The organism is Rhizobium sp. BK060 (assembly GCF_014193145.1).
Classification (GTDB): domain Bacteria; phylum Pseudomonadota; class Alphaproteobacteria; order Rhizobiales; family Rhizobiaceae; genus Rhizobium.
Window position 1 is genome coordinate 116,286 of record NZ_JACHYW010000010.1, and the last position, 18,726, is coordinate 135,011.

At 61.9% G+C, this 18,726-nt stretch carries 18 protein-coding genes; 4 read left to right on the plus strand and 14 right to left on the minus strand.

What is annotated here, in order from left to right; translation table 11 throughout:
• Positions 1 to 1,087: 1,087 nt before the first annotated feature.
• Positions 1,088 to 1,570 carry a hypothetical protein gene (locus FHT71_RS13270; protein ID WP_183720085.1) on the minus strand — a complete coding sequence of 161 codons (483 nt, stop codon included), beginning with the start codon at positions 1,568 to 1,570 and terminating at the stop codon, positions 1,088 to 1,090.
• A gap of 501 nt (positions 1,571 to 2,071) precedes the next feature.
• Here FHT71_RS13270 and FHT71_RS13275 point away from each other — a divergent pair.
• On the plus strand, positions 2,072 to 2,341 hold the full coding sequence (locus FHT71_RS13275; protein WP_183720088.1) for a WGR domain-containing protein: 270 nt from the start codon (positions 2,072 to 2,074) through the stop codon (positions 2,339 to 2,341).
• Positions 2,342 to 2,434: 93 nt separating this feature from the next.
• On the opposite strand, the gene FHT71_RS13280 is transcribed toward FHT71_RS13275, so the two are convergent.
• Entirely contained in the window at positions 2,435 to 2,599 is a 165-nt protein-coding gene (locus FHT71_RS13280) for a hypothetical protein (protein WP_183720090.1), read from the minus strand.
• A 384-nt stretch (positions 2,600 to 2,983) separates the two neighbouring features.
• Here FHT71_RS13280 and FHT71_RS13285 point away from each other — a divergent pair, with 384 nt between their 5' ends.
• On the plus strand, positions 2,984 to 3,277 hold the full coding sequence (locus tag FHT71_RS13285; RefSeq protein ID WP_281412150.1) for an HU family DNA-binding protein: 294 nt from the start codon (positions 2,984 to 2,986) through the stop codon (positions 3,275 to 3,277).
• 65 nt (positions 3,278 to 3,342) lie between these two features.
• On the opposite strand, the gene FHT71_RS13290 is transcribed toward FHT71_RS13285, so the two are convergent.
• From FHT71_RS13290 to FHT71_RS13340, 11 genes are all read right to left on the minus strand, one after another.
• Positions 3,343 to 3,675, minus strand: a complete 333-nt coding sequence (locus FHT71_RS13290; RefSeq protein WP_183720096.1) for a hypothetical protein — start codon at positions 3,673 to 3,675, stop codon at positions 3,343 to 3,345.
• A gap of 57 nt (positions 3,676 to 3,732) precedes the next feature.
• A complete protein-coding gene (locus tag FHT71_RS13295; protein WP_183720099.1) occupies positions 3,733 to 4,056 on the minus strand; it encodes a DUF736 family protein in 324 nt (107 codons plus the stop codon).
• A gap of 583 nt (positions 4,057 to 4,639) precedes the next feature.
• Positions 4,640 to 5,059 carry a hypothetical protein gene (locus tag FHT71_RS13300; protein ID WP_183720102.1) on the minus strand — a complete coding sequence of 140 codons (420 nt, stop codon included), beginning with the start codon at positions 5,057 to 5,059 and terminating at the stop codon, positions 4,640 to 4,642.
• Positions 5,049 to 5,309: a type II toxin-antitoxin system prevent-host-death family antitoxin gene (locus FHT71_RS13305; RefSeq protein ID WP_183720105.1), complete on the minus strand. Its 261-nt coding sequence runs from the start codon at positions 5,307 to 5,309 to the stop codon at positions 5,049 to 5,051. Before FHT71_RS13305 ends, FHT71_RS13300 begins: the two co-directional genes overlap by 11 nt.
• A gap of 81 nt (positions 5,310 to 5,390) precedes the next feature.
• Positions 5,391 to 6,332 carry a DUF2493 domain-containing protein gene (locus FHT71_RS13310; protein WP_183720369.1) on the minus strand — a complete coding sequence of 314 codons (942 nt, stop codon included), beginning with the start codon at positions 6,330 to 6,332 and terminating at the stop codon, positions 5,391 to 5,393.
• A gap of 320 nt (positions 6,333 to 6,652) precedes the next feature.
• Positions 6,653 to 7,702, minus strand: coding sequence for a toprim domain-containing protein (locus FHT71_RS13315; RefSeq protein WP_183720108.1), 1,050 nt, complete (start codon positions 7,700 to 7,702; stop codon positions 6,653 to 6,655).
• A gap of 12 nt (positions 7,703 to 7,714) precedes the next feature.
• Positions 7,715 to 12,106: a strawberry notch family protein gene (locus FHT71_RS13320; protein ID WP_183720111.1), complete on the minus strand. Its 4,392-nt coding sequence runs from the start codon at positions 12,104 to 12,106 to the stop codon at positions 7,715 to 7,717.
• A 131-nt stretch (positions 12,107 to 12,237) separates the two neighbouring features.
• Positions 12,238 to 12,492, minus strand: coding sequence for a DUF6117 family protein (locus FHT71_RS13325; RefSeq protein WP_183720114.1), 255 nt, complete (start codon positions 12,490 to 12,492; stop codon positions 12,238 to 12,240).
• Positions 12,493 to 12,599: 107 nt separating this feature from the next.
• On the minus strand, positions 12,600 to 13,790 hold the full coding sequence (locus FHT71_RS13330) for a DUF932 domain-containing protein (RefSeq protein ID WP_183720117.1): 1,191 nt from the start codon (positions 13,788 to 13,790) through the stop codon (positions 12,600 to 12,602).
• A gap of 74 nt (positions 13,791 to 13,864) precedes the next feature.
• Positions 13,865 to 14,521 carry a hypothetical protein gene (locus FHT71_RS13335; protein WP_183720120.1) on the minus strand — a complete coding sequence of 219 codons (657 nt, stop codon included), beginning with the start codon at positions 14,519 to 14,521 and terminating at the stop codon, positions 13,865 to 13,867.
• A 71-nt stretch (positions 14,522 to 14,592) separates the two neighbouring features.
• A complete protein-coding gene (locus FHT71_RS13340; protein ID WP_183720123.1) occupies positions 14,593 to 16,728 on the minus strand; it encodes a ParB/RepB/Spo0J family partition protein in 2,136 nt (711 codons plus the stop codon).
• A 210-nt stretch (positions 16,729 to 16,938) separates the two neighbouring features.
• Between FHT71_RS13340 and FHT71_RS13345 the strand changes: the two genes are divergently transcribed.
• Entirely contained in the window at positions 16,939 to 17,229 is a 291-nt protein-coding gene (locus tag FHT71_RS13345; protein ID WP_183720126.1) for an integration host factor subunit beta, read from the plus strand.
• Positions 17,230 to 17,349: 120 nt separating this feature from the next.
• A complete protein-coding gene (locus FHT71_RS13350) occupies positions 17,350 to 17,547 on the plus strand; it encodes a hypothetical protein (RefSeq protein WP_183720129.1) in 198 nt (65 codons plus the stop codon).
• A 172-nt stretch (positions 17,548 to 17,719) separates the two neighbouring features.
• On the opposite strand, the gene FHT71_RS13355 is transcribed toward FHT71_RS13350, so the two are convergent.
• Positions 17,720 to 18,013 carry a hypothetical protein gene (locus FHT71_RS13355; RefSeq protein WP_183720132.1) on the minus strand — a complete coding sequence of 98 codons (294 nt, stop codon included), beginning with the start codon at positions 18,011 to 18,013 and terminating at the stop codon, positions 17,720 to 17,722.
• Between the last annotated feature and the right edge of the window lie 713 nt (positions 18,014 to 18,726).

Below are 18,726 nucleotides of genomic sequence, written 5' to 3' on the forward strand. Positions count from 1 at the left end.
TCGCCAAATGGGTGAACCCCTCATTCGCCGATGCGTCGGATCGCCCAAATGCCTATTCGCGGAATAAGCTGTTCGCTGAGTGGCCCAATCGCGCGCCCACGCCACCACCGATTCCGCGATCGGCCCAATCACCGATTCACTGATTAACTGAATCGGCCGGCCTCCCATTCGCCCGATCGGTGCCGCCCCATTTCACGGATTTGCTATTTCGCTGATCTGCCGTTTCACCGGATAGCCCAATCGCCGCTTCACTCATTCGCCGACGTACCGATAGGCCCAACCGGTGACGCACCTATTCACGTTTACGCGGATTCGCCTGTTTGCACATTCGCAATCCGGTCCAATCGGCAAACCACCTATCGGCGCGACCGCCCATTCGCTGATTAGCGCAAGCGCCTGACCTCCAAGATGCTACTGCATTTCACGGCGGCCGGAGGCTCTTGCTCCAAAGAGCCGGCTCCCGCTCATGGCCTTGTTTCGTTTGAGAATTGAAAGGTCGGGAAACCCTCTCTCGCCTTTGAGGCGATCGCCCCTCGGGCGAAACGGCTAATGGTATACCATTAGCCTATCCTGCCATCTCTCACCAACTGCCCTGGACGCCGTGCCCGAGGCGCCAATGCTGTTGCGAGTCGTTAGACTAAGCAACAGCGATCACAGGCCCAGAGCCTGTGATACGCGCCGGAGGAACAGCACGGTGGACAGGGCAGTTGGTGAGAGATGCTGAAGCGAGCCGTCGTCGTGAGCTGTCGGGATGTGCGTGACCGAAGGGAACGGGCATCGATGACATGCGAACGATGAGACGGCGAGCGTTCCGCAGAAGAGGACGAGCACATGGAGCGGATGCCCGAATTATGAGGGCGTAGCGCAAGGTACTCGTCCTCTTCGTCTTGTTTGGGGAAGTCGCGGCAGCGTCCGCTTGACCGGCCCGAAAGGCCGGGCGGGTCTCGACCCGCACCGCAGGGAGAGGGGTGTTTGAGGGGAGAGGCGGTAAGTCTCTCCCCTCAAGAGCGCGCCGGCTCGATGCCGGCAACGGGTCAAGGGAATGGAAGATGGCGAGAGACGGCCAAGCACGTCTCATGCCAGCGCGTCAATCGTAGACGACACGCGCTGCGCTGATCGCTATGCCCGTCTCGCGGGAGATGTCGCGGATGATCGGGCCGAGCCCGCCCAGTTCGGCATCGGCGAGCGCGACCGTGCTCGGATAACTGATCTCGATGCCGTCGCAGTCCGCCGAGAGCGCATAGTGCCATTCGCCGTTCACACGGTACTCGTAAGTGTCGAAGTCGATTTCGAGGTCGTCAAGCAGCGTGATCTGGAAACGAGCGAAGCATTCCTCTTCGCCCTGAATCTGGAAGGCGGTGAAACCTTCCTCGTCCCTCCCGCTGGCGAGCTGGCGCTCCAGCGCCATGATGGACCGCAGCCGCGCAATTGCGCATGCCAGCCCCTCGGCGAGCCTGTCGTGCAGCTCCAGCAAGAATTCGTTCTCGCAACCAATGCGATTTGCAAGGACGATAAGCCTGAAACCCGCAAGCACCGCGAGTTGATGAACGTAGTACCAGTCATCGGACATATCAGTGTCTCCTTTCTGTCTCTGACGAAAGGAGGCCGCGCCTTAGCCGCGAGGGGTCAGGGATCGCGGTACGCGACCGCCAGCGGCGGCAAGCGGAGGGACCGATTTTCCGGCGATGGACCGAAGGGACGACGGCGGAAAATTGGAGGGGCCGCGCAGTCCTTGACGCCGGAGTGGCGGGTGCAGAATTGGACGTCAGAGAGAGATAGACCACGGCGCCGATGGCGCCGTGTCCGTTTGCCGAGCGCAGCCGGCCATGCAGTCTATCCCCGGTTAGGGTTGCGGAAACTTTGCCGCCAGTGCGACAGCCGCGAGAGCGGGCGTCACCCGAATGGGACGAAACCCGCCAGGGGTTCGGTGAGCGACAGCGAATAGCACCGTCCGCCGCAGGCGGCTCGCCCGCACTACGCATCAAACCCATCATCGCCGTGAATCAATTGACAGCGACCGATTCGAATATGTCGTTGGACGCAAAGTCATGCCTGTTCGATTCTCTGTTTCATGATCGCGCAGCCCTACCAGCTCTATGTCGAACGCACGGACGTCAGCAAGAACATGGCCCGCTTCTATGCCATGTCGATCGAGCCCAACCTGTTCGGCGAAGCTTGCCTCATCCGCCGATGGGGCCGCATTGGTGCCAGGGGCCAAAGACTAATCCATCATTTTAAGAAGGAGGAGGAAGCGGTCGGGCTCTTCCTCCAACTCATGCGTCAGAAGCGGCGGCGCGGCTACGGCCCGAGAGCGAATTTCTCGCGAGGGGCGATTTCCTGAGCGATGGCGGAAGGAGGCCGGCGAAGCGAAGCTTCGGGCGTGAAGCGCCGGTCGATCCGGCGCGACAGGCCAGGCGACATGGTGAAAGCCGCCTCAGAAGGGCGGCTCGGCGTCGATTGAACCCTCCTGTTCGGCCATGATCACCTCGAGCTCGGCGCGGGCCAGTTCGAGTTCGAGTTCGATCTCGCGGCGTTCGACCCGGTCGTACGTTGCATTCATTTCGCGGCGCAGCTCTTCAATGTGTTGTTCCAGAAGCATCGTCGTCGTCTCCTTGACGTTTGTGAAAGACGACGCGCGCGGTCATGGGGGCGTGGCGGGGTCAAGGATCGCGAATGCGACCGCCAGCGGCGGCGAGTGGGGGTGCCGATTTTGTCGGAGTGCAGGGAACCGGAACGCAGGCAAAATTGGGGGCACCGCTCGTCCTTGAGGCCGGCACGACGCCATGGCACCCTTGGACGGACTGAGCAGACATTTCCTCTCCGTATCGCACCCGAACCCGAGGACGGGCTCGACGCCCGTCTTGGGGTTATCTCATACCTGACCACGTGAATATCTGTGGAGATCCGGGCTTTCCGCGCCATTTGTCGCGGGGTGTCAATGACAGCTCGGGTCGGTAGTGGCAGGGATTCTGCATCTAGAACGATGCGGAGACGTGAAATGACCACCACCAACGAAATTGCCGACAAGATCGCGACCGAGCACGGGCTGACCAAGACTCAGGGCAAAGCCATCGTGGAGGCGGTGATCGCCTCCATCACCGAAGCTGCGGTTGCCGGCAACGAGACATCGCTGCCCGGCTTCGGCAAGTTCAAGGTGAAGGCAACACCGGAGCGTGAGGCACGCAATCCTGCGACCGGTGCGACGATCAAGGTCGCTGCGGCCAAGAAGCTAGCGTTCACGCCGGCAAAGGCACTGAAGGATGCGCTGAACAAGTAAATGTTGCCGGTCAAGCAATAAAATAGCCCGGCACTGCGCCGGGCTATTTTCGTTTTCAGTGTGCGTCAGCGAGCGGATGTCCCGTTGCGGAGATCCTGGATGATCGAGTCGCCGACCGGGTGATAGGCTTCGCGGGCATGGTCGTCCAGCAGCTTGTGAAGAATGCCGGATGCCAGGGGGATGAAGTCGAAACCGCTTGCGATTGCTACGATACGCAGTTGTGAAGGTGTTTCGAACTCCCGGAAGTTTGTGCCCAGCCAGAGTTCAAGATCCTCGCCATCGGCGTCCGGAAACGCCTGGAGGAAGAACGTCTGAAGCGGGCGGTCGTAGCCGATTATGGCGTCCGGGTCGAAGTGGCGGGATGCGGTTCGGGTGACAGTAATCGTGTAGCGGCTCATGGCCAACTCCTTGGAATGAGGGGATGCCGGCCCCGATTTCGGGGCCGGCGATCCGGTTCAGGCCGGGCTGTTCCAGAGGATGACCTTCTTGCCGGGTTCGCCGCCGGGTGCCGGGGCGACGTTGCCGAAGATCACGCCGATCTCGGGCGCTTCGAGCTTCGTGGAGATGTATTCCTCGCCGGTCTGGCGGGAGATGCGGTTCCAGCCGGCGCCGATCTCGAAGCCGGTCTTGCGATGGATGATGCGGTAGTCGGGGGCTTCTTCGCTCGTCTTGCTGGCGTTCGGGACGAGGGCGATGGGGGCATTGACCCGGATGGTGGCGAAGATGCCTTCGAGAGTGCCGTCGGTCTTTTCGGTGAGGGTTGCGATCGTGGTAGCCATGGGATTGTCTCCTTCGTTGCATCGGGACCATTCCCGATGGCGCCCGAAGAAGGGGCCGCGCCGCAGGCGTCACCGGAGCTTAAGCGTAGGGGAACCCCCTTGCGGGGTTGACGCTGATCGCGGCCGGTCCCTTAGAAAGGCGGCATAGAGAACGGGAATGGTCCTTGATTGCGACGTCGGCAGGAGACCTCGCCGTGGCTGCCTTTGCGGACCCGACGAGTGCCGCGCTCATCGCTTGCGTCGGTGGGTGTCCGGGACAACGAATGCAGGCCTTCAACCAGGTGGACACGGCGCGAGCGATCAGCACCGTTCCAGTCCCATCGTCACTATCATAGAAGGCTTCGGTCGGTGTCGCACCTGATATGCCATGCGCTCTGGTGCGACTGCACCTCGGGTGAAGTGAGATCACAACTGCGGTTTGCTTGCGGAGCGTTGCTCGCGCGCGGGTGTGGTCAGGAAAAGGATGCCAGCCGGAAACACCCGGCATTCGGAGACTTGCTTCGCGAGGACTGCCTCCGACGTGGATGGCGCCGACGATGCAGCCGACGGAGATGTCCCGGATGGTGAGCGCTTCGATCGCCGCTCAATCGAGACGGCTGACCCGGCCAGTTCGGCCGCGCGCCTCGGCAAACAGTCCGGCGATTTTCACCATGAAGGATTTGCTGAAGCGGCCGAGGATGCCCCGATCGGGCTCGATGTACCAGGAACGTTCGACGATATCGTAATTGTACTCGTCGGCCATGATCCAGCACTGCTTCAGATCACTTAAGCCCGCGCGCTTGCGCTCGATTTCGGGGACCTCCAGAGCGATGCGACCTGTCTGCGGCGGCTGCGTCGTGATGGCGAGAAGCGCCAGATGCGTGTTTCCATCGGAGGCACTTCGGATGGCAATGACGACGCAGACAGGCCGCTGCTTACGACCCTCGGTTTCGCCGCGCTGCTGCTGCCAGGCCCAGAGGTAGGGATAGGAGATGACCTCGCCGGGGCGGAACTCATGGCTCATCGTCATAGCCTTCGCCGCGCGCAAGCCGATCGAGCGCCTCGTCGAATAGTTCCGCATGCTCGGCGGGCATCTCCGATACAATATAGGCACGGCGGGGATTGCCGCCGGTGCGCATGCGCTCATAATGCTCGTAGCTCATCAGCACGAAACGCGGCTTCTTATGGCGGGTGAGCATCACCGGCTCGCGGCTCGCCGCGTCGGTGATATCGCCGATCTGCTTGTTCAGGTCGCCTGTCGTGAACTGCTTCATGGCTTTGGTCTCCGGTACGCTTTCCATATAATCCAATTTTGCCATGTTTTCCATATTTTTCATCTTCGAAGAAAACGGCGCTCACGCGCCGTCTCCTGATGCCTGCCAGACCGGGATGCCGAGGCGACGCGCCTTGTCGGCGAGATTGCCGGTGATCCCGTTTCCGGGAAAAACGATCAATCCGGCGGGCATGACCAACAGCATATCGTCATTACGGCGGAACGGCGCGGCCTTGGCATGTTTGGTCCAGTTCGGCTTGAAGGCGATCTGCGTCACCTTGCGGGCGTCAGCCCAGCAGGCGGCGATCCGCTCGGCGCCCTTCGGCGAGCCGCCGTGCAGCAGCACCATGTCGGGATGCTTGGCATGCGCCTGGTCGAGCTTGGCCCAGATCCGCCCATGATGATTGTAATCCATGCCGCCGGCGAAGGCGATCTTGGTGCCGGCAGGGATCAGCACCTCGGTTTCGGCGCGCCGACGGGCGGAGAGGAAGTCACGGCTGTCGATCATCGCCGCCGTCATGTTGGCGTGGTTGACCTTGGAGCCGGTGCGTGGCCGCCAGGACGAACCGGTCTGCGCCTCGAACATGTCGGCCGCGTAGTCGCGCATGAACTCGAAGGCATTGCGGCGCTCCAGGAGCGTGATGCCTTCCGCGATGAGGCGTTCGAGTTCGACGCTCCTCACCTCCGAGCCGTCCTGCTCGCGCTGGCCGGTGCGCTGCGCTTCCTCGTTACGGTCGAGCTCGCGCTGGATCCGTTCGCCGGCCCGGTGGAAGAGATTGGGGATGGACCAGAACAGGTCTTCGAGGTCGGGCTCCAGGCGGGTGTCGCCGAGCATTTCGGCGAAAGCATCGAAGATCGTAGTGATCGACGAGCGGACCTGCGGCTCCTCCGGCAATGGCCGCGGATCGGGCTCGTCCTGGAAGGGGCGATAGCCGAAGATCTGCATCTCGTAGATGAAGCGGTCGGTCGGGGAGGACGCGTGGTGGGGCTCGACGCCGTCGTCGGGGTGAAGGATCAGGTCCATGATGGTCTCCGCTGGTTTGGGCCGCGCCTCTCGCGGCCTGACGGCGAACCCGGTCACGCGGGCCGAGGCCGGAACCGCAAGCGAAGCGAAGCGGCCCAGCGAAGCGCCGGGCGGGGACAAGAGGGCTTCTTGGTCCGCGAGGAATGACGGACCGCGCCGCGGTCTGGCAGGGGAAGAAACCCGACTGACCCGCTGAAGGCCCGAGACCCGCGTGGTAAGGGTCGCCTCTCGGCAGGCCCGCGGGCGCGCCCACCCGGGGAGCCGGCTCCGCGGACCGTCCCCCGCCTCGCCGGCTCCGCCCCTGCCCCTCCCGGCCGCCCTCATGCGGGCAGATAAGCCATCGCGTCTTCCGGGACCAGCTGAGCCCGAAGGCTCGCCGTCAGTCGGTCCGGACCCAGCCAGCGCAGATCCTCATTGAAGTCGCCGAGCGCGGGCGACAGAACCAGCGGCAGGATCCCGCATTCCTGTGCCCTGCGGCTCAATCCCTCGATTCCGTGCCGGCCGGCCGCATCCGCGTCGCCGGCGATGTAGAGGCGCTGGCATCCTGGCGGGAAGTTGAAGGCCGCAAGGTGAGTGGCCGTCAAAGCGGCCACCATCGGCATGCCGGGCATCACATGCGATAGCGACAGCATGGTTTCGAGGCCCTCGCCTGCCGCCATGACCGGCACAGGTGCATTGACAGGAAAGCAGAAACGGACGCCATTCCCGAGGAGCCTGCCAAGCGCGCGGCGGGGATCGTCTACCCTGGCCTTGTTGACGCGGTCCGGGTGGGGGCTTGATGACAAATAGGTGCGGTGGACGCCGGCGATTGCTCCGGCCGCATCGGTGACGGCTGCGATTAGCGCCGGATAGCTGGTCGTCCGGTCGGTGACGAGATCGCGATAATAACAGGACGAGTGGAAACGCAGCGCAGAATGGGTGGATGCCCGCAAAATACCGCGCTCGCGGAGATAGGCATCGGCCAATGTGCCGGCCAGCGGCTGTGTCATTCGAAAGAGACGCCGGGCGCGTTCAGCCGCGGGCCGCTCGACCGCCGCAGAATTTTGGGCGTGTCTCCTAAAACACGACACCGGCTCTGGTCGAGGCAGGAGGAGGAAGTGCCGGGCCTCCTCCGCGACATCGCGGAAGTCGACGAGGCCACAGGTCTCGCGGACGAGATCGAGCAGATCGCCGAATTGGCCGGTCGCCGCATCGGTCCATCGGCCGGCGCGCGGGCCGGTCAGATGCACGTAGAGAGACCGGCCCTTGCTATTGGCGACATCGCCGACGAGCCAATAGTTGCCGGCACGGCGGCCGGCGGAGAGATAGTGGCGGCAGACCGCCTCCGCGTCCTGCGCGAGACGGCCTGCCAGATCGGAGGCGGAAAGCATGAGAGACCTCCGTCACGACCGGCGCGCGATGTCGACCAAGCGATGACGCTGCATCAGCTTCGACAGGATCGCTGCACCCTCGTCTGTGACAGGCACGAAGAAACGCAGCTTCCAATTGATCATCTCGGAGAACAGGCCGATCGACCGCAGCCAGCCGCGCGTGCCGTCGGTGAAGCCGGTGAGTTCGATGCGGTAGTCGTTCATGACGCGCACGCGGCGGAGCGTCATGCCGCCCGCAAGCGCGACGATAGAGGATCCGTCGACCAACGATGCCCAGGCCTGGTCGGCGCTGAGCACCTGCCTCTGGTCGATGCCGAAGTTGCGGCAAAGCCCGGCCAGCCGATCCGGGGCGATGACACGGCCGACGATCCGTTCGCCGTCATCTGTCTGCAGACGCCGCACGCGGCAAAAGTCCCGCGGCAGGAGTTTCCAGATGGGCAGCAACAAACCGCTGACGATATGCATCGTCGACGTCGAAAATTCCGCCACGGCGGCAACCTCGGTATTCCAGGCGAGGACGAATGCTTGTTCGTCAACCTCCTTCCAATTCGTCTCTTCAAGGTGCCGCACTTCGAAGCGGAGCTCGTCCATCGGCCGGATCAGCGACACGCGCGGCTGAATGGAGCCGTCGTCCAGCATGATCGAGCGGGTGGGCACCATCACAGCGGGCCTGCCAGACTTGCCGTTGATCATCAGCCTGGCGCGGTGATCCTGCTGCACGAGGCTCTGAACTTCCTCGATATGCATCGGTGCATTGCGATCCCTCCTCTCGATGGTCAAGAGATGCGAATGCGCGCCGGTGACCGGATGCGTATAGATCAGCCGGCGCTCAGTGACCGTCATGCTGTCGGCGGTGATCGTCTCCAGCCCCTTGTCATAAATGCCGGCCGCAATCGCACCTTCGATGCGGGCGGCCAACAGCTGCTCGAAGGCCTCGAACAGCACGTTCTGCATGGCGATGGTCAGCGCCAGCATGCGATTGAGGAAGGTCTGGATCGGCGGCAACTCGTCCTTTAACCCGCCTTCCTCCGATGTGAGTGACAGACCGGTGATGTTCTCGAAGCAGTCGAGCGAGCAGCCATCGATCCTGCCAGCATGCAGCAACCCGTAGAATTGCCGCAACGCGTCGCGGGCATATTGGGACTCGAGATTGTCCTCGGACCGGAACATGCCCTGCCCGCCTGTCTGACGCTGGCCACGGGTGATGGCGCCAAGCGTGTCGAGACGCCTGGCGATTGTCGACAGGAAGCGCCGTTCTGCCTTGACGTTGGTGGCGATCATCCGGAAGAGTGGTGGCTGCTTCTGGTTCGTGCGGTGGCTGCGTCCAAGACCCTGGATCGCCACGTCGGCGCGCCAGCCAGCTTCCAGAAGGTTATGAACACGCAGGCGCCGATTTTTGGCGGCGAGATCCGCATGATAGGATCTGCCGGTTCCGCCGGCGTCGCTGAAGACAAGAATGCCCTTCTCGTCATCCATGAAGGCGCGGGCCTCATCGAGATTGGCGCTGCCCGGCCGGTTCTGCACGGCATAGCGGGCGATGGAGGCGCTGTCCTCCCGGCGAATGATGCGGCGGGAGCGACCGGTGATCTCTGCGACCTTGCTGGCGCCGAAGACCTGGACGATCTGGTCAAGGGCGGTCGGGATCGCCGGCAGGCTGCCCAAGGTTTCAACGAGCTCGTCACGTCGCCGTTCGGCCTCGCGGCAGATGACAGGGTTGCCGTCGGCGTCATGGACGGGACGGGAGCTGAGATTGCCCTCGGCGTCGGAGAATTCCTCGAAGAGCTGCACCGGGAAGGAGTGCATGAGGTAGTCGACGACATATTCCCGCGGTGTGACGTCGACCTGCAGATCGCTCCATTCCTCGGTCGGGATCTGCGCCAGCCGGCGCTCGGTCAAAGCCGCTCCCGTCGAGACGAGCTGGACGATGGCAGCATGACCATCGTCCAAATCTGCAGCGGTCGCTTTGAGAAGGGCCGGCGTTTTCATCGAGGTCAGAAGATGATTGAAAAATCTCTGCTTCGAGCTTTCGAAGGCTGAGCGTGCCGCCGCCTTGGCATTTTTGTTCAGCGTGCCCGATTGCCCAGTGATGCCCGAGGCCTCCATTGCGGCATCGAGATGATTGTGGATGACCTGGAACGCCTCGGCATAGGCATCGTAGATGCGGATCTGTTCCTCGGTCAGCTCGTGTTCGAGGATCTCGTATTCCACGCCCTCGAAGGAGAGCGACCGAGATGCGTAGAGACCCATGGCCTTCAGGTCTCTCGCCAGAACTTCCATGGCAGCGACACCGCCATCTTCGATCGCGGCGATGAATTCGGAGCGGGTCGGAAAGGGAAAGTCGCTGCTGCCCCAAAGACCGAGGCGTTCCGCGTAGGCAAGGGATTCGACTTCCGATGCGCCGGTTGCCGAGACGTAGACGACACGAGCATCCGGAAGGGCTCGTTGCAGGCGGAGCCCTGCCCTGCCCTGCTGCGATGCGGCTTTGTCACCGCGTTCGGTCTTGCCGCCGGCGGCATTGGCCATGGCGTGACCTTCATCGAAGATAATAACACCGCCAAAATCGCTTCCAAGCCAGTCGACGATCTGCTGAACACGCGAGCGCTTGCCCTCACGCTCATCGCTGCGCAGCGTTGCAAAAGTGGTGAAGAGAATACCTTCCTCCAGCTTGATCGGCTTGCCCTGTCGAAAACGCGACAGCGGCGTCACCAGCAACTTCTCTTGGCCCAACGCGCTCCAGTCGCGCTGGGCATCCTCGATCAGCTTGTCGGATTTTGAGATCCAGACATGCCGCCGGCGGCCTTTCAGCCAGTTGTCCAAAATGATGCCGGCGGCCTGGCGGCCCTTGCCGGCGCCTGTTCCGTCGCCGAGGAACCAACCGCGACGGAAGCGGACAGCATGTTCTGCATCCGATGCAACCGGCTTGAGATTGTCGAAGGACGCATCGACGCTCCAATGTCCAGCGAGATAGCTGGAATGAGCTTCGCCGGCATAGATGACGCTTTCGAGCTGGGCGTCGGAAAGATCTCCGCTTGCAGCGATGCGCTTCGGCAGGTGCGGGCGATAACTCGGCTTCGGCGGCGCGACGGATGCCATCGCCACGGATTCAACCAGCCTGTCGGGATGCGGTTTTGCATCGGGTATGTGGATCGATTGCAGCCGATAGGCCTCGTAGATGCCATCAGCGCCATTGGTCTCATCCTTGGGCTGAGCGTCCCGCAGCTCGTATGACAGTTCGATGATTTCATCATCGACAGGTATGGGACGCACCGTTGTTGCAGGCCCCGCCTGTCCTCCGTCCGCAGGGCGACGCGACGAGGCGCTTGCTGCTTGCCGCATTGTGTCCGCGCGCAGGATACCGCTGCGGGATGCTCCAATGGAGTTCGGCGTCGTCAGGGGCGCCCGCGTTGGAAGGCCGCTGACCCAATTAAGTAGTGTTTCCAGATCCTGCGCAGTGCCGCTCGACGTTGCGAGCTTCGAGGGATCGCGCGCCGGGATCTTATCGATGACGATGAGGCACGTTTCCATCGTCGTGCCATGGCGGGCATAGATGCTGCCGTCGATCGCCGCGGTGAACAGCACGGCGCCCTGCCCCTGAAGGCGAACGAAAGCATCGCGCCATACGGAATTATCGGGAGAAAGACTGGATCCCGTGATCGCGACCAACCGCCCGCCAGGGGCGAGGCGGGCGAAGGCGGACGTCAGATGCCTCCAGGCAGCATCGGTGACACGACCTTCCACGTGGACGCCAGCGGAGAACGGCGGGTTCATCAAAACGACGCTCGGTCGAACGGAGCGATCGAGATAATCGTCGATATGCGCGGCGTCGTGCTGCGATATCGAAACGCCAGAGAAGAGCTGCTGCAACAGCGATTTCCGAACAGCCGCGTATTCGTTGAGCGCAAGGTGCCCGCCCGCGAGTTCCGCGAAGATCGCCATAAGGCCGGTTCCAGCCGACGGCTCGAGAACCGTGTCAGCAGGCGTGATGCCTGCAGCACGCGATGCGGCGTAGGCAAGCGGGATCGGTGTCGAGAATTGCTGCAGGGCCTGGCTCTCCTCAGATCTTCGTGTATGGGTCGGCAGAAGGTTCTCCACTTTCGTGAGCATCGCGAGTGTCGATTGGGGCGAATGGGCGCCGGAAACGATCGCTGGCCCGAACTTGCGCAGGAAAAGGACCTGAGCAGCTTCGGTCGCTTCATAGGCGTCTTTCCAAAGCCAGAGGCCTTCGGCGTCGCTGCCGCCAAGGGCCTCGATCATGTTCTGTCGCAGGTCGCCTGACGTGACGACTTTGCCTTGCTCCAAAAGCAAGGCGATCCGACCGGCAGCTTCGATAAGTTCGTCAGCGCGGCTTTTGGTCTCAAGACGCGAAGGGGCGGAAACGGTTTGAGGATGCGATATGATGTTCATCGAAGGGGACTCCAGGAGTGAGGAAAGAACGGCAGCGCCCAGCGCCCTGCCGAAGGGGTCGGAGGAGCGTCATCGGGCAGCCAGGGAGGGATCGGGAGTCGCCAGCAAAAACTGCCGGCGACCATCAGTGCTTAGATTGCCGGGCTAACAATGAAGCCGGTGGGATCGTCGGGATCCGGCGGCAGGTAGGCGCCGTACGGGTTGGCGTCGGCAAGATGGCCGAACGGCGTGAAGACGTATTCGCCGTCACTGCGGCCGACGGCGCAGAGCACGTAACGCGGCTCGCGTGTAGCGGCATCGAGGCATTCCATGAGAGCAAGATTGCCATCGCACGCTGCACGTAGCAGCGTGTCGAAGTTTATGCGGGCATGATCGGGGATAGCCATTGGGGTGCTCCAGGCAAAACGGGGCCCGGCGCTTGACCGGGCTCTGCGATGATGTCGATAGGGATTGGGGACGCGGCCGGGCTCTGAGCCAGGCGCGCATGAACATGTCAGGAGGCGCTCTCCAGCAGCTTCTTCGCTTTGCCTTCGAGTTCGAGACGCGTGTCCTGATTGGTCTTGGTGCGCGCCAGCGCGGTAATCCCCTGGACGAAGTCGAAGACCGACTCCGGCGGCCTCCCCTCCTCCGACAGCACCATCTCGATCACCTTGCCGGTCTCGCCTTTCGAAAAGCCGCGGCGGCGCAGGAAGGTTTCGCGATCGTCGTCCTTGCGGGCAACGATCCGCTCGCGTGCCGCCTTGATGCCGGCGATGAATGGCGCCGGCGAGGAATTGGCGAAGCTGGTCAGCGCGGGTGCCGCCTCATGCGCAAAGCGCTGGGCGGCGAACTTCGAGTGCCGGATGGTGATCCCCTCGAAATTCTCCGTGCCCCACAAATTTCTGTTGGCGCAGACCGCCCGCAAATAAAAGGAGGCGATGCCGAGCGTCTTCGATCCGACCTCCGAGTTCCAGGCGTAAAAGCCGCGGAAGTAGAGATCAGGCTCGCCGTTCGGCAATCGCCCGGCTTCGATCGGATGGGTGTCGTCGACCAGGAACAGGAAGACGTCCCGGTCGCTGGCATAGAGGGTGGTCGTGTCCTTGGTGATGTCGACGAACGGATTGTGGGTCATCGTCGCCCAATCCAGCACACCAGGTACTTTCCACATGGTGTCGCCAGTGCCATTTCCGGCAATCTTCATGACCGCCGAGACCAGTTCGTGATCCCAGATGCGGCCATATTCCGGTCCGGTGACGGCCCGCAGTTCCAGGCGACCGTCGTCCATCTCGAGCGTCTTGACGAGCTCGGCACGGTGATTGAGCAGACCATGCTGCAGATTGATCGCGGCGAGCGGCGCCGGCAGTTGCCGCATATAGGTGGCGGGGGCGCCGACCAGGCTGCAAAGCTGGCCGTAGCTCCAATGGGTCGGCGCGATCGCCTGACGCTGACCTGGAACGAGAAGCTCAAGCCGCTCGGCATTGTCGCGTGTGGCCTCGACGCGGATCGCAGCGCTTTCGATCGTTCGCGCATGGGCGCGGTCGGCCCGGGACCGGACGGTATCGTAGAGCTCGGTCAGCGACAGGAACCGCTCGTCATCGGGGCGCGAAAACCATTCCGAAGAAACGCGGCCGATGCGTTCGCCGCGCGAGATAGCGACCCTGAAGCCCGAGGAAACGGACCGGGCCTCGTGTGTTAAAGTGTTCATGGGAGTCTCCTGAAAAACAAGCGCCCGGCGCTGTGGCCGGGCTGGGTTGGGGAAGTGAAATGGCTGATGGAAAGTCAGGCTGGATGGAGGCGCTGATGCGCCGACCGGATCGCTGCAAGCGCCGCCTGAAATTCGGCATTGCCGACGACGTCCGAGACATCCATGGTCGTCGCGATCGTGAGGCAGGCGGTGTGGATGTCGTCGTCGGTTACGGCCGTCGGCGAAAGCGCTCGGAAATTGTCATCGACGTCCAGTACGGCGGCGATCGCGTTGCGAACCTGATCTTCCTGCAGCCGCGCCAGGATGTGGTCCGGCTTTGGCGGCTCTACAGGCTTATCGGGATCCGGAGCGTTGCTAAGGATGGCCTCACCACGCGCTATCTCCCAGGCCGAGCGGGCAAGCCAGTCAGGCGACGGAGGCCGTGCTGCTCGCGCGTCGTCGAAGAAGATCTTCAACAGGCCGAGCAGCATCTCGAAATGACGTGCACGCCGCTGGACAGCTTCATCGAATTGCGATGGCACCTGGAACGACGGTCCGGTATAGGCGCTATGGGCGCCTTCCCAGACGCCGGTGATATGAACCTCGCCGGAGGAATCGTAGTCTTTCTCGGCGAGATCCCAATTGTCGTCGTCGACGGCGGCCCGGCAGGCGGCCTCGAGCGTGTCAGCCGCATAAGTACGATGCCGAAAAACCGGCAGGTGATAGGTGGATTCGATCGTAAAGTCGGGCATTGAAATGCTCCTGAAACTGAAACGGCCCGGTCTCCTTTCGAAGCCGGGCCTTTGGTTGATCCAAAGAATGGTTATTCCGCCGCGTCGAGATGATGTTGTTCGTCGCGCTCGTCCGTCGGCATGGACACCTCATCGGTTTCCTCGGTCAGGAATGCCGGAAGTTCGAAATTCCGGCTCTCGGTGGCACCGTCATGGTGAATCTCCCCGGTTTCGACCATCGCTTCGTCGACGGCACCCAGATCTGCCGCGAGACCGAGAGGCTCCGGAAGCCAACCACTACCGGCCATTAACCGTTCGGCCTCGCGGGCCATATCGGTCTTCTTCAGATGGCCGATCAGTTCCGCTGATTGATCGCCCTTCGCCTCACGAACCGCCTGGAGAATGTGCGACTTGGTGACACGGCCGAGATAGGAATCCACCGTCGGCGTCCAGCCCGCCGCGACCATGTCGAAACCAATCGACCGGGCGACCTGGTCCGCATGAGCAATCGCACGTGTGCGCTTGTTCCACGGCTCGATGACCGCATTGAGCGACAACGAGGCGCAATGGGCAAATAGGGCCTGTCGGCTGACCTCGTCGAGCGCGATCAGGAAGGTCCAGAGGTCATCGGGCGATTTCGGGAGATCCTGGCCCCAGGCCTCGTGCCGCTGATCGATCTCCTTGGCCCAAATCGTATCGCCGAGGCCGGGCGTCTGGCTGAAACGAGCGCTTTGCAGCGTCACCTCCAGGCATGAGTCCGAGCCGTAAACGTAGAAGGTCTTCAAGACGAAGGCGTGCAGCACCGCGATAAACGCGATGACCGGTTCATTGGCAAGCGCATTGCGCAGCGCGACCGTTCGCGTCGCCGTCAGATCCACGACAAGCCGATCGGACAATGGCCTCACGATGTCGTCGTCATCCTCCGCGGGCTCACCAGAGACCGCCTGGCCATTCACGGAAATCCCGCCTGCAGACCATGCGGGCATCGGATTGTTATTGTTGCCGTCCAATCCCGCTGCATCTGCGTCGGTTGTTTCAACCGGGACCTCATCCTCGCTTCTGACGAACCCCCGTTCGATTTTCAACTCGCCATTGGCAGCAAGCGAGATGAAGGCACCACCGCGGGCAACCTCTTCAGGATCGAAAACGTAGGGCCGGTCATTCAGCTCGTCGAGCTCGGCTCCGAGTTTCTCCAGGAGGCGTTCGGTCTCCTCGGAATAGTCCTCGGCTTCGGCATAGTCCGCGTCGAGTTTGTCGTATTCGGCCCTTAATCTGTCATGACGATCGAGTTCCGCCTGGGTCATCTCGGCCTGCTCGCCGTAGAAGCGGCGCAGCCCGGACGTATGGCCATAGGGGAAGTCGAAGGCGGCCTCGACCCAGTTCCAGCCTTCCTCGCCCTTGAGTGCCTCTGCATCTATCTTCAATTTCTCGATCACCAATTGCTCGAGCAGCGCCGGATCCTGGAGCCATCCGCCATTGTCCTCATCGAAGAGGTCGCGCATGACCACACCGCCGGCAGCTTCATAAGCCTCGAGTCCGACATAGGCGGCGCGGCGGTCGGTCGCCCGGATTGTCGTCTCGGTCAGGAGCCTGCGGATATAGTAGGGCTCCTGGGCATGGGACCGCAAAACGGTGTCCCAGACCTGCTCCTGACGAACATGATCATTGGTGATCGAGAAGGCCATCACCTGCTGCAGGGTCATCTCGTCGGCCGCGTAAAGATCGAGCAGCCGCGGCGAGACGGATGCCAGTCGCAATCTCTGCCGCACCGTCGCGACCGAGACGAAAAAGCGGGCGGCGATGTCGTCTTCGCTCTGCCCCTGCTCGCGCAAGCTCTGGAATGCCCTGAACTGGTCGAGAGGATGAAGGTCGACACGCTGCACGTTCTCAGCGAGCGAATCTTCGATCTCCGGAGTTTCGCCGCTGCTGACGATGCAGGGCACGCCGGCGGTTTTCGAGAGCCTTTTCTGGGAGACGAGCAATTCGAGCGCTCTATAACGCCGGCCGCCGGCAGGAATGCGGTAGATGCCTGTCTCGTTGCCGTCGCCATCGAGTTCGGGCCGGACATTGAGGCTGGTCAGGAGCCCCCGGCGGGCGATATCCTCCGCGAGGTCCTCGATTGAAATGCCCGCCTTAATCTTGCGGACATTCTGCTGGCTCAAGACGAGCTTGTTGAAGGGAATATCCCGGGCTGAACTGAGGGTGATTTTCTGGATGGCTTGTGCCATGTCGGTTTCTCCGTAACGGACCGGCCGGAGCCTCTCTCCAACCCTCTCAATCCGTCACAGCTTTTCCCTTCCCTCCTCTCCCTCTCTATTGCCCTGCGCCTCCTTTTTATCCCGCAGCGGATTCCGCCCTCCCCCTGTTGATCGACCGCTGCCTACCTCCTATTCCAATCTCAGCAATATGCGCCACTCGCAGCTACGACGAGGTCACAGGTGATAAAATCAGAACTCGTTTCCCTGATTGCGTCACGCAATCCCCATCTTTACCACAATGATGCCGAGCGTATCGTCGATACGATCCTCGATGAAATAGCGGAGACGCTAGCGCAAGGCGGGCGCGTCGAGTTGCGCGGCTTCGGCGTGTTTTCCGTGCGCAACCGGCGCTCACGTTCCGGCCGGAATCCGAGCAACGGAACACCGGTCTTTGTCGAAGAGAAATGGATACCGTTCTTTCGCCCAGGCAAGGATATGCAGGAGCGGTTGAACCCATCCGGTGAAGAATAGCGGTTCAGGCGGCGGCGCACGGTCAACCGCGTTGCCCGTGACTCGATCCCGAGCTCGGACGCGCAACTGGCCGAAAACGATCCCACACAGCTCGCCAAGGCAAACACCAACGTCACTTCGATGGGACAGACGCAGAACCTCGTCTATCCTGTGATCGTCACGCCGACGAAGACCAGCATTGAGGCTGACGGCCACTATGTCCCTTTGGCTGCAGGAATGACAGTAACGGTCGAAATCAAGACCGGATCCCGGAGGTTGCTCGAATACGTCTTTGCCCCGCTTGTTGAAATTGAATCCGAACCAATGCGGGAGCGCTGAGCTAGCGATAGCGCCTTGATCAGCGCCAAGCTAAGGCAACACGTGATCCGGGGACGAATGGCGGTTTCCGCTATACGCCGAGAAGGTTTCCGAGCTTTTCGGTGACCGGCCGCAGTGGATCAAACGCCTTCGCGAGCCGCCGAGCGGTGGCGATCAAATCATGCGACACGGGTTAGCTTGCGATCTTCTGCTGTTCGTCGAAATGATGCCGAATATGCGGAAACCGCGTCTCTCCAAGGGCGCTCAACGCCTTTCGCACCTCGGTCGAAAGACCGTAAGTGAGTTTCGAACTGATTGGCTTGTCCGAATATGCATACTTCACGTCGACGAGCAGGATGGGATCGCCATCGCTGTCTCGATCGGCCCGAATGTCGGCGCCAGAAAATCCTGCCTGGCCGAGGCGGTCACGGAGGACCTTCTCAACGGCCGACTTGGTGGAGTTTGATATGGTCCGTTCGTCGCTCATGTTTGCAATATAAAGGATTCTGCCAGGGACCGCCGAGACGAAGGCGAGCCTATACAAAACACTCCTCGGTAATCGCGTAGGGCAACCACAGGGTTCGGGAAGTGTTTTGGTCGTCCGAGGCGTGCCGGCACTGACGTTTGATCAAACGCTGACTGTTTGGCTGGCGGGAGAAGCACGGAGATTTCTCGCTGGAAAAGACGTTCATTCGAACAGATCTTTGGATTATTCAGAGCTGAATCGACTTAGCATCGATCTCAGCTTGTCGTTTTCCTGACGGAGCTTGATGATCACGAGCCTCTTCAGCCAACGGTTTTCTGCGTCGAGCGCGACAAGGTCTTCCTCGTCATCGCGCGGTTGCGAAAACTCAAAGCAACCGTCGGCAACAGTCCGCTGTTGGATGGGTGCGCGTTTGCCGCGCGTTGGAGAACGGTTTGAACTCTTCGCGTCACTTTCAGTCCGACGATGATCGTGCACTGCGGGCGCCGCAATTGCCGAAAGCTCTGACGGAACGCCTTTTAGGGATACACCATTTCCGTCGCCCACGATCGGACTAGCTGGAGCGTGAAGATGGTCCTCAATTGCAGCATGAGGCTCCTGCAAGGAGGCGATGGCTGCGACCGGAGCTGGGTCGCTGACGGGGGCATTCGGATCGGACCGAGCCGCATCAGGCAAAATGCCATCGGCCTCAATCTGCCGGGCAACGGCCTGCAGAT

Excerpts from the sequence above, each read along its gene's own strand:
- FHT71_RS13270 (WP_183720085.1), bottom strand. The coding sequence starts at position 1,570 with ATGTCCGATGACTGGTACTACGTTCATCAACTCGCGGTGCTTGCGGGT.
- FHT71_RS13275 (WP_183720088.1), top strand. The coding sequence starts at position 2,072 with ATGATCGCGCAGCCCTACCAGCTCTATGTCGAACGCACGGACGTCAGC.
- FHT71_RS13280 (WP_183720090.1), bottom strand. The coding sequence starts at position 2,599 with ATGCTTCTGGAACAACACATTGAAGAGCTGCGCCGCGAAATGAATGCA.
- FHT71_RS13285 (WP_281412150.1), top strand. The coding sequence starts at position 2,984 with ATGCGGAGACGTGAAATGACCACCACCAACGAAATTGCCGACAAGATC.
- FHT71_RS13290 (WP_183720096.1), bottom strand. The coding sequence starts at position 3,675 with ATGAGCCGCTACACGATTACTGTCACCCGAACCGCATCCCGCCACTTC.
- FHT71_RS13295 (WP_183720099.1), bottom strand. The coding sequence starts at position 4,056 with ATGGCTACCACGATCGCAACCCTCACCGAAAAGACCGACGGCACTCTC.
- FHT71_RS13300 (WP_183720102.1), bottom strand. The coding sequence starts at position 5,059 with ATGAGCCATGAGTTCCGCCCCGGCGAGGTCATCTCCTATCCCTACCTC.
- FHT71_RS13305 (WP_183720105.1), bottom strand. The coding sequence starts at position 5,309 with ATGAAGCAGTTCACGACAGGCGACCTGAACAAGCAGATCGGCGATATC.
- FHT71_RS13310 (WP_183720369.1), bottom strand. The coding sequence starts at position 6,332 with ATGGACCTGATCCTTCACCCCGACGACGGCGTCGAGCCCCACCACGCG.
- FHT71_RS13315 (WP_183720108.1), bottom strand. The coding sequence starts at position 7,702 with ATGCTTTCCGCCTCCGATCTGGCAGGCCGTCTCGCGCAGGACGCGGAG.
- FHT71_RS13320 (WP_183720111.1), bottom strand. The coding sequence starts at position 12,106 with ATGAACATCATATCGCATCCTCAAACCGTTTCCGCCCCTTCGCGTCTT.
- FHT71_RS13325 (WP_183720114.1), bottom strand. The coding sequence starts at position 12,492 with ATGGCTATCCCCGATCATGCCCGCATAAACTTCGACACGCTGCTACGT.
- FHT71_RS13330 (WP_183720117.1), bottom strand. The coding sequence starts at position 13,790 with ATGAACACTTTAACACACGAGGCCCGGTCCGTTTCCTCGGGCTTCAGG.
- FHT71_RS13335 (WP_183720120.1), bottom strand. The coding sequence starts at position 14,521 with ATGCCCGACTTTACGATCGAATCCACCTATCACCTGCCGGTTTTTCGG.
- FHT71_RS13340 (WP_183720123.1), bottom strand. The coding sequence starts at position 16,728 with ATGGCACAAGCCATCCAGAAAATCACCCTCAGTTCAGCCCGGGATATT.
- FHT71_RS13350 (WP_183720129.1), top strand. The coding sequence starts at position 17,350 with ATGGGACAGACGCAGAACCTCGTCTATCCTGTGATCGTCACGCCGACG.
- FHT71_RS13355 (WP_183720132.1), bottom strand. The coding sequence starts at position 18,013 with ATGAGCGACGAACGGACCATATCAAACTCCACCAAGTCGGCCGTTGAG.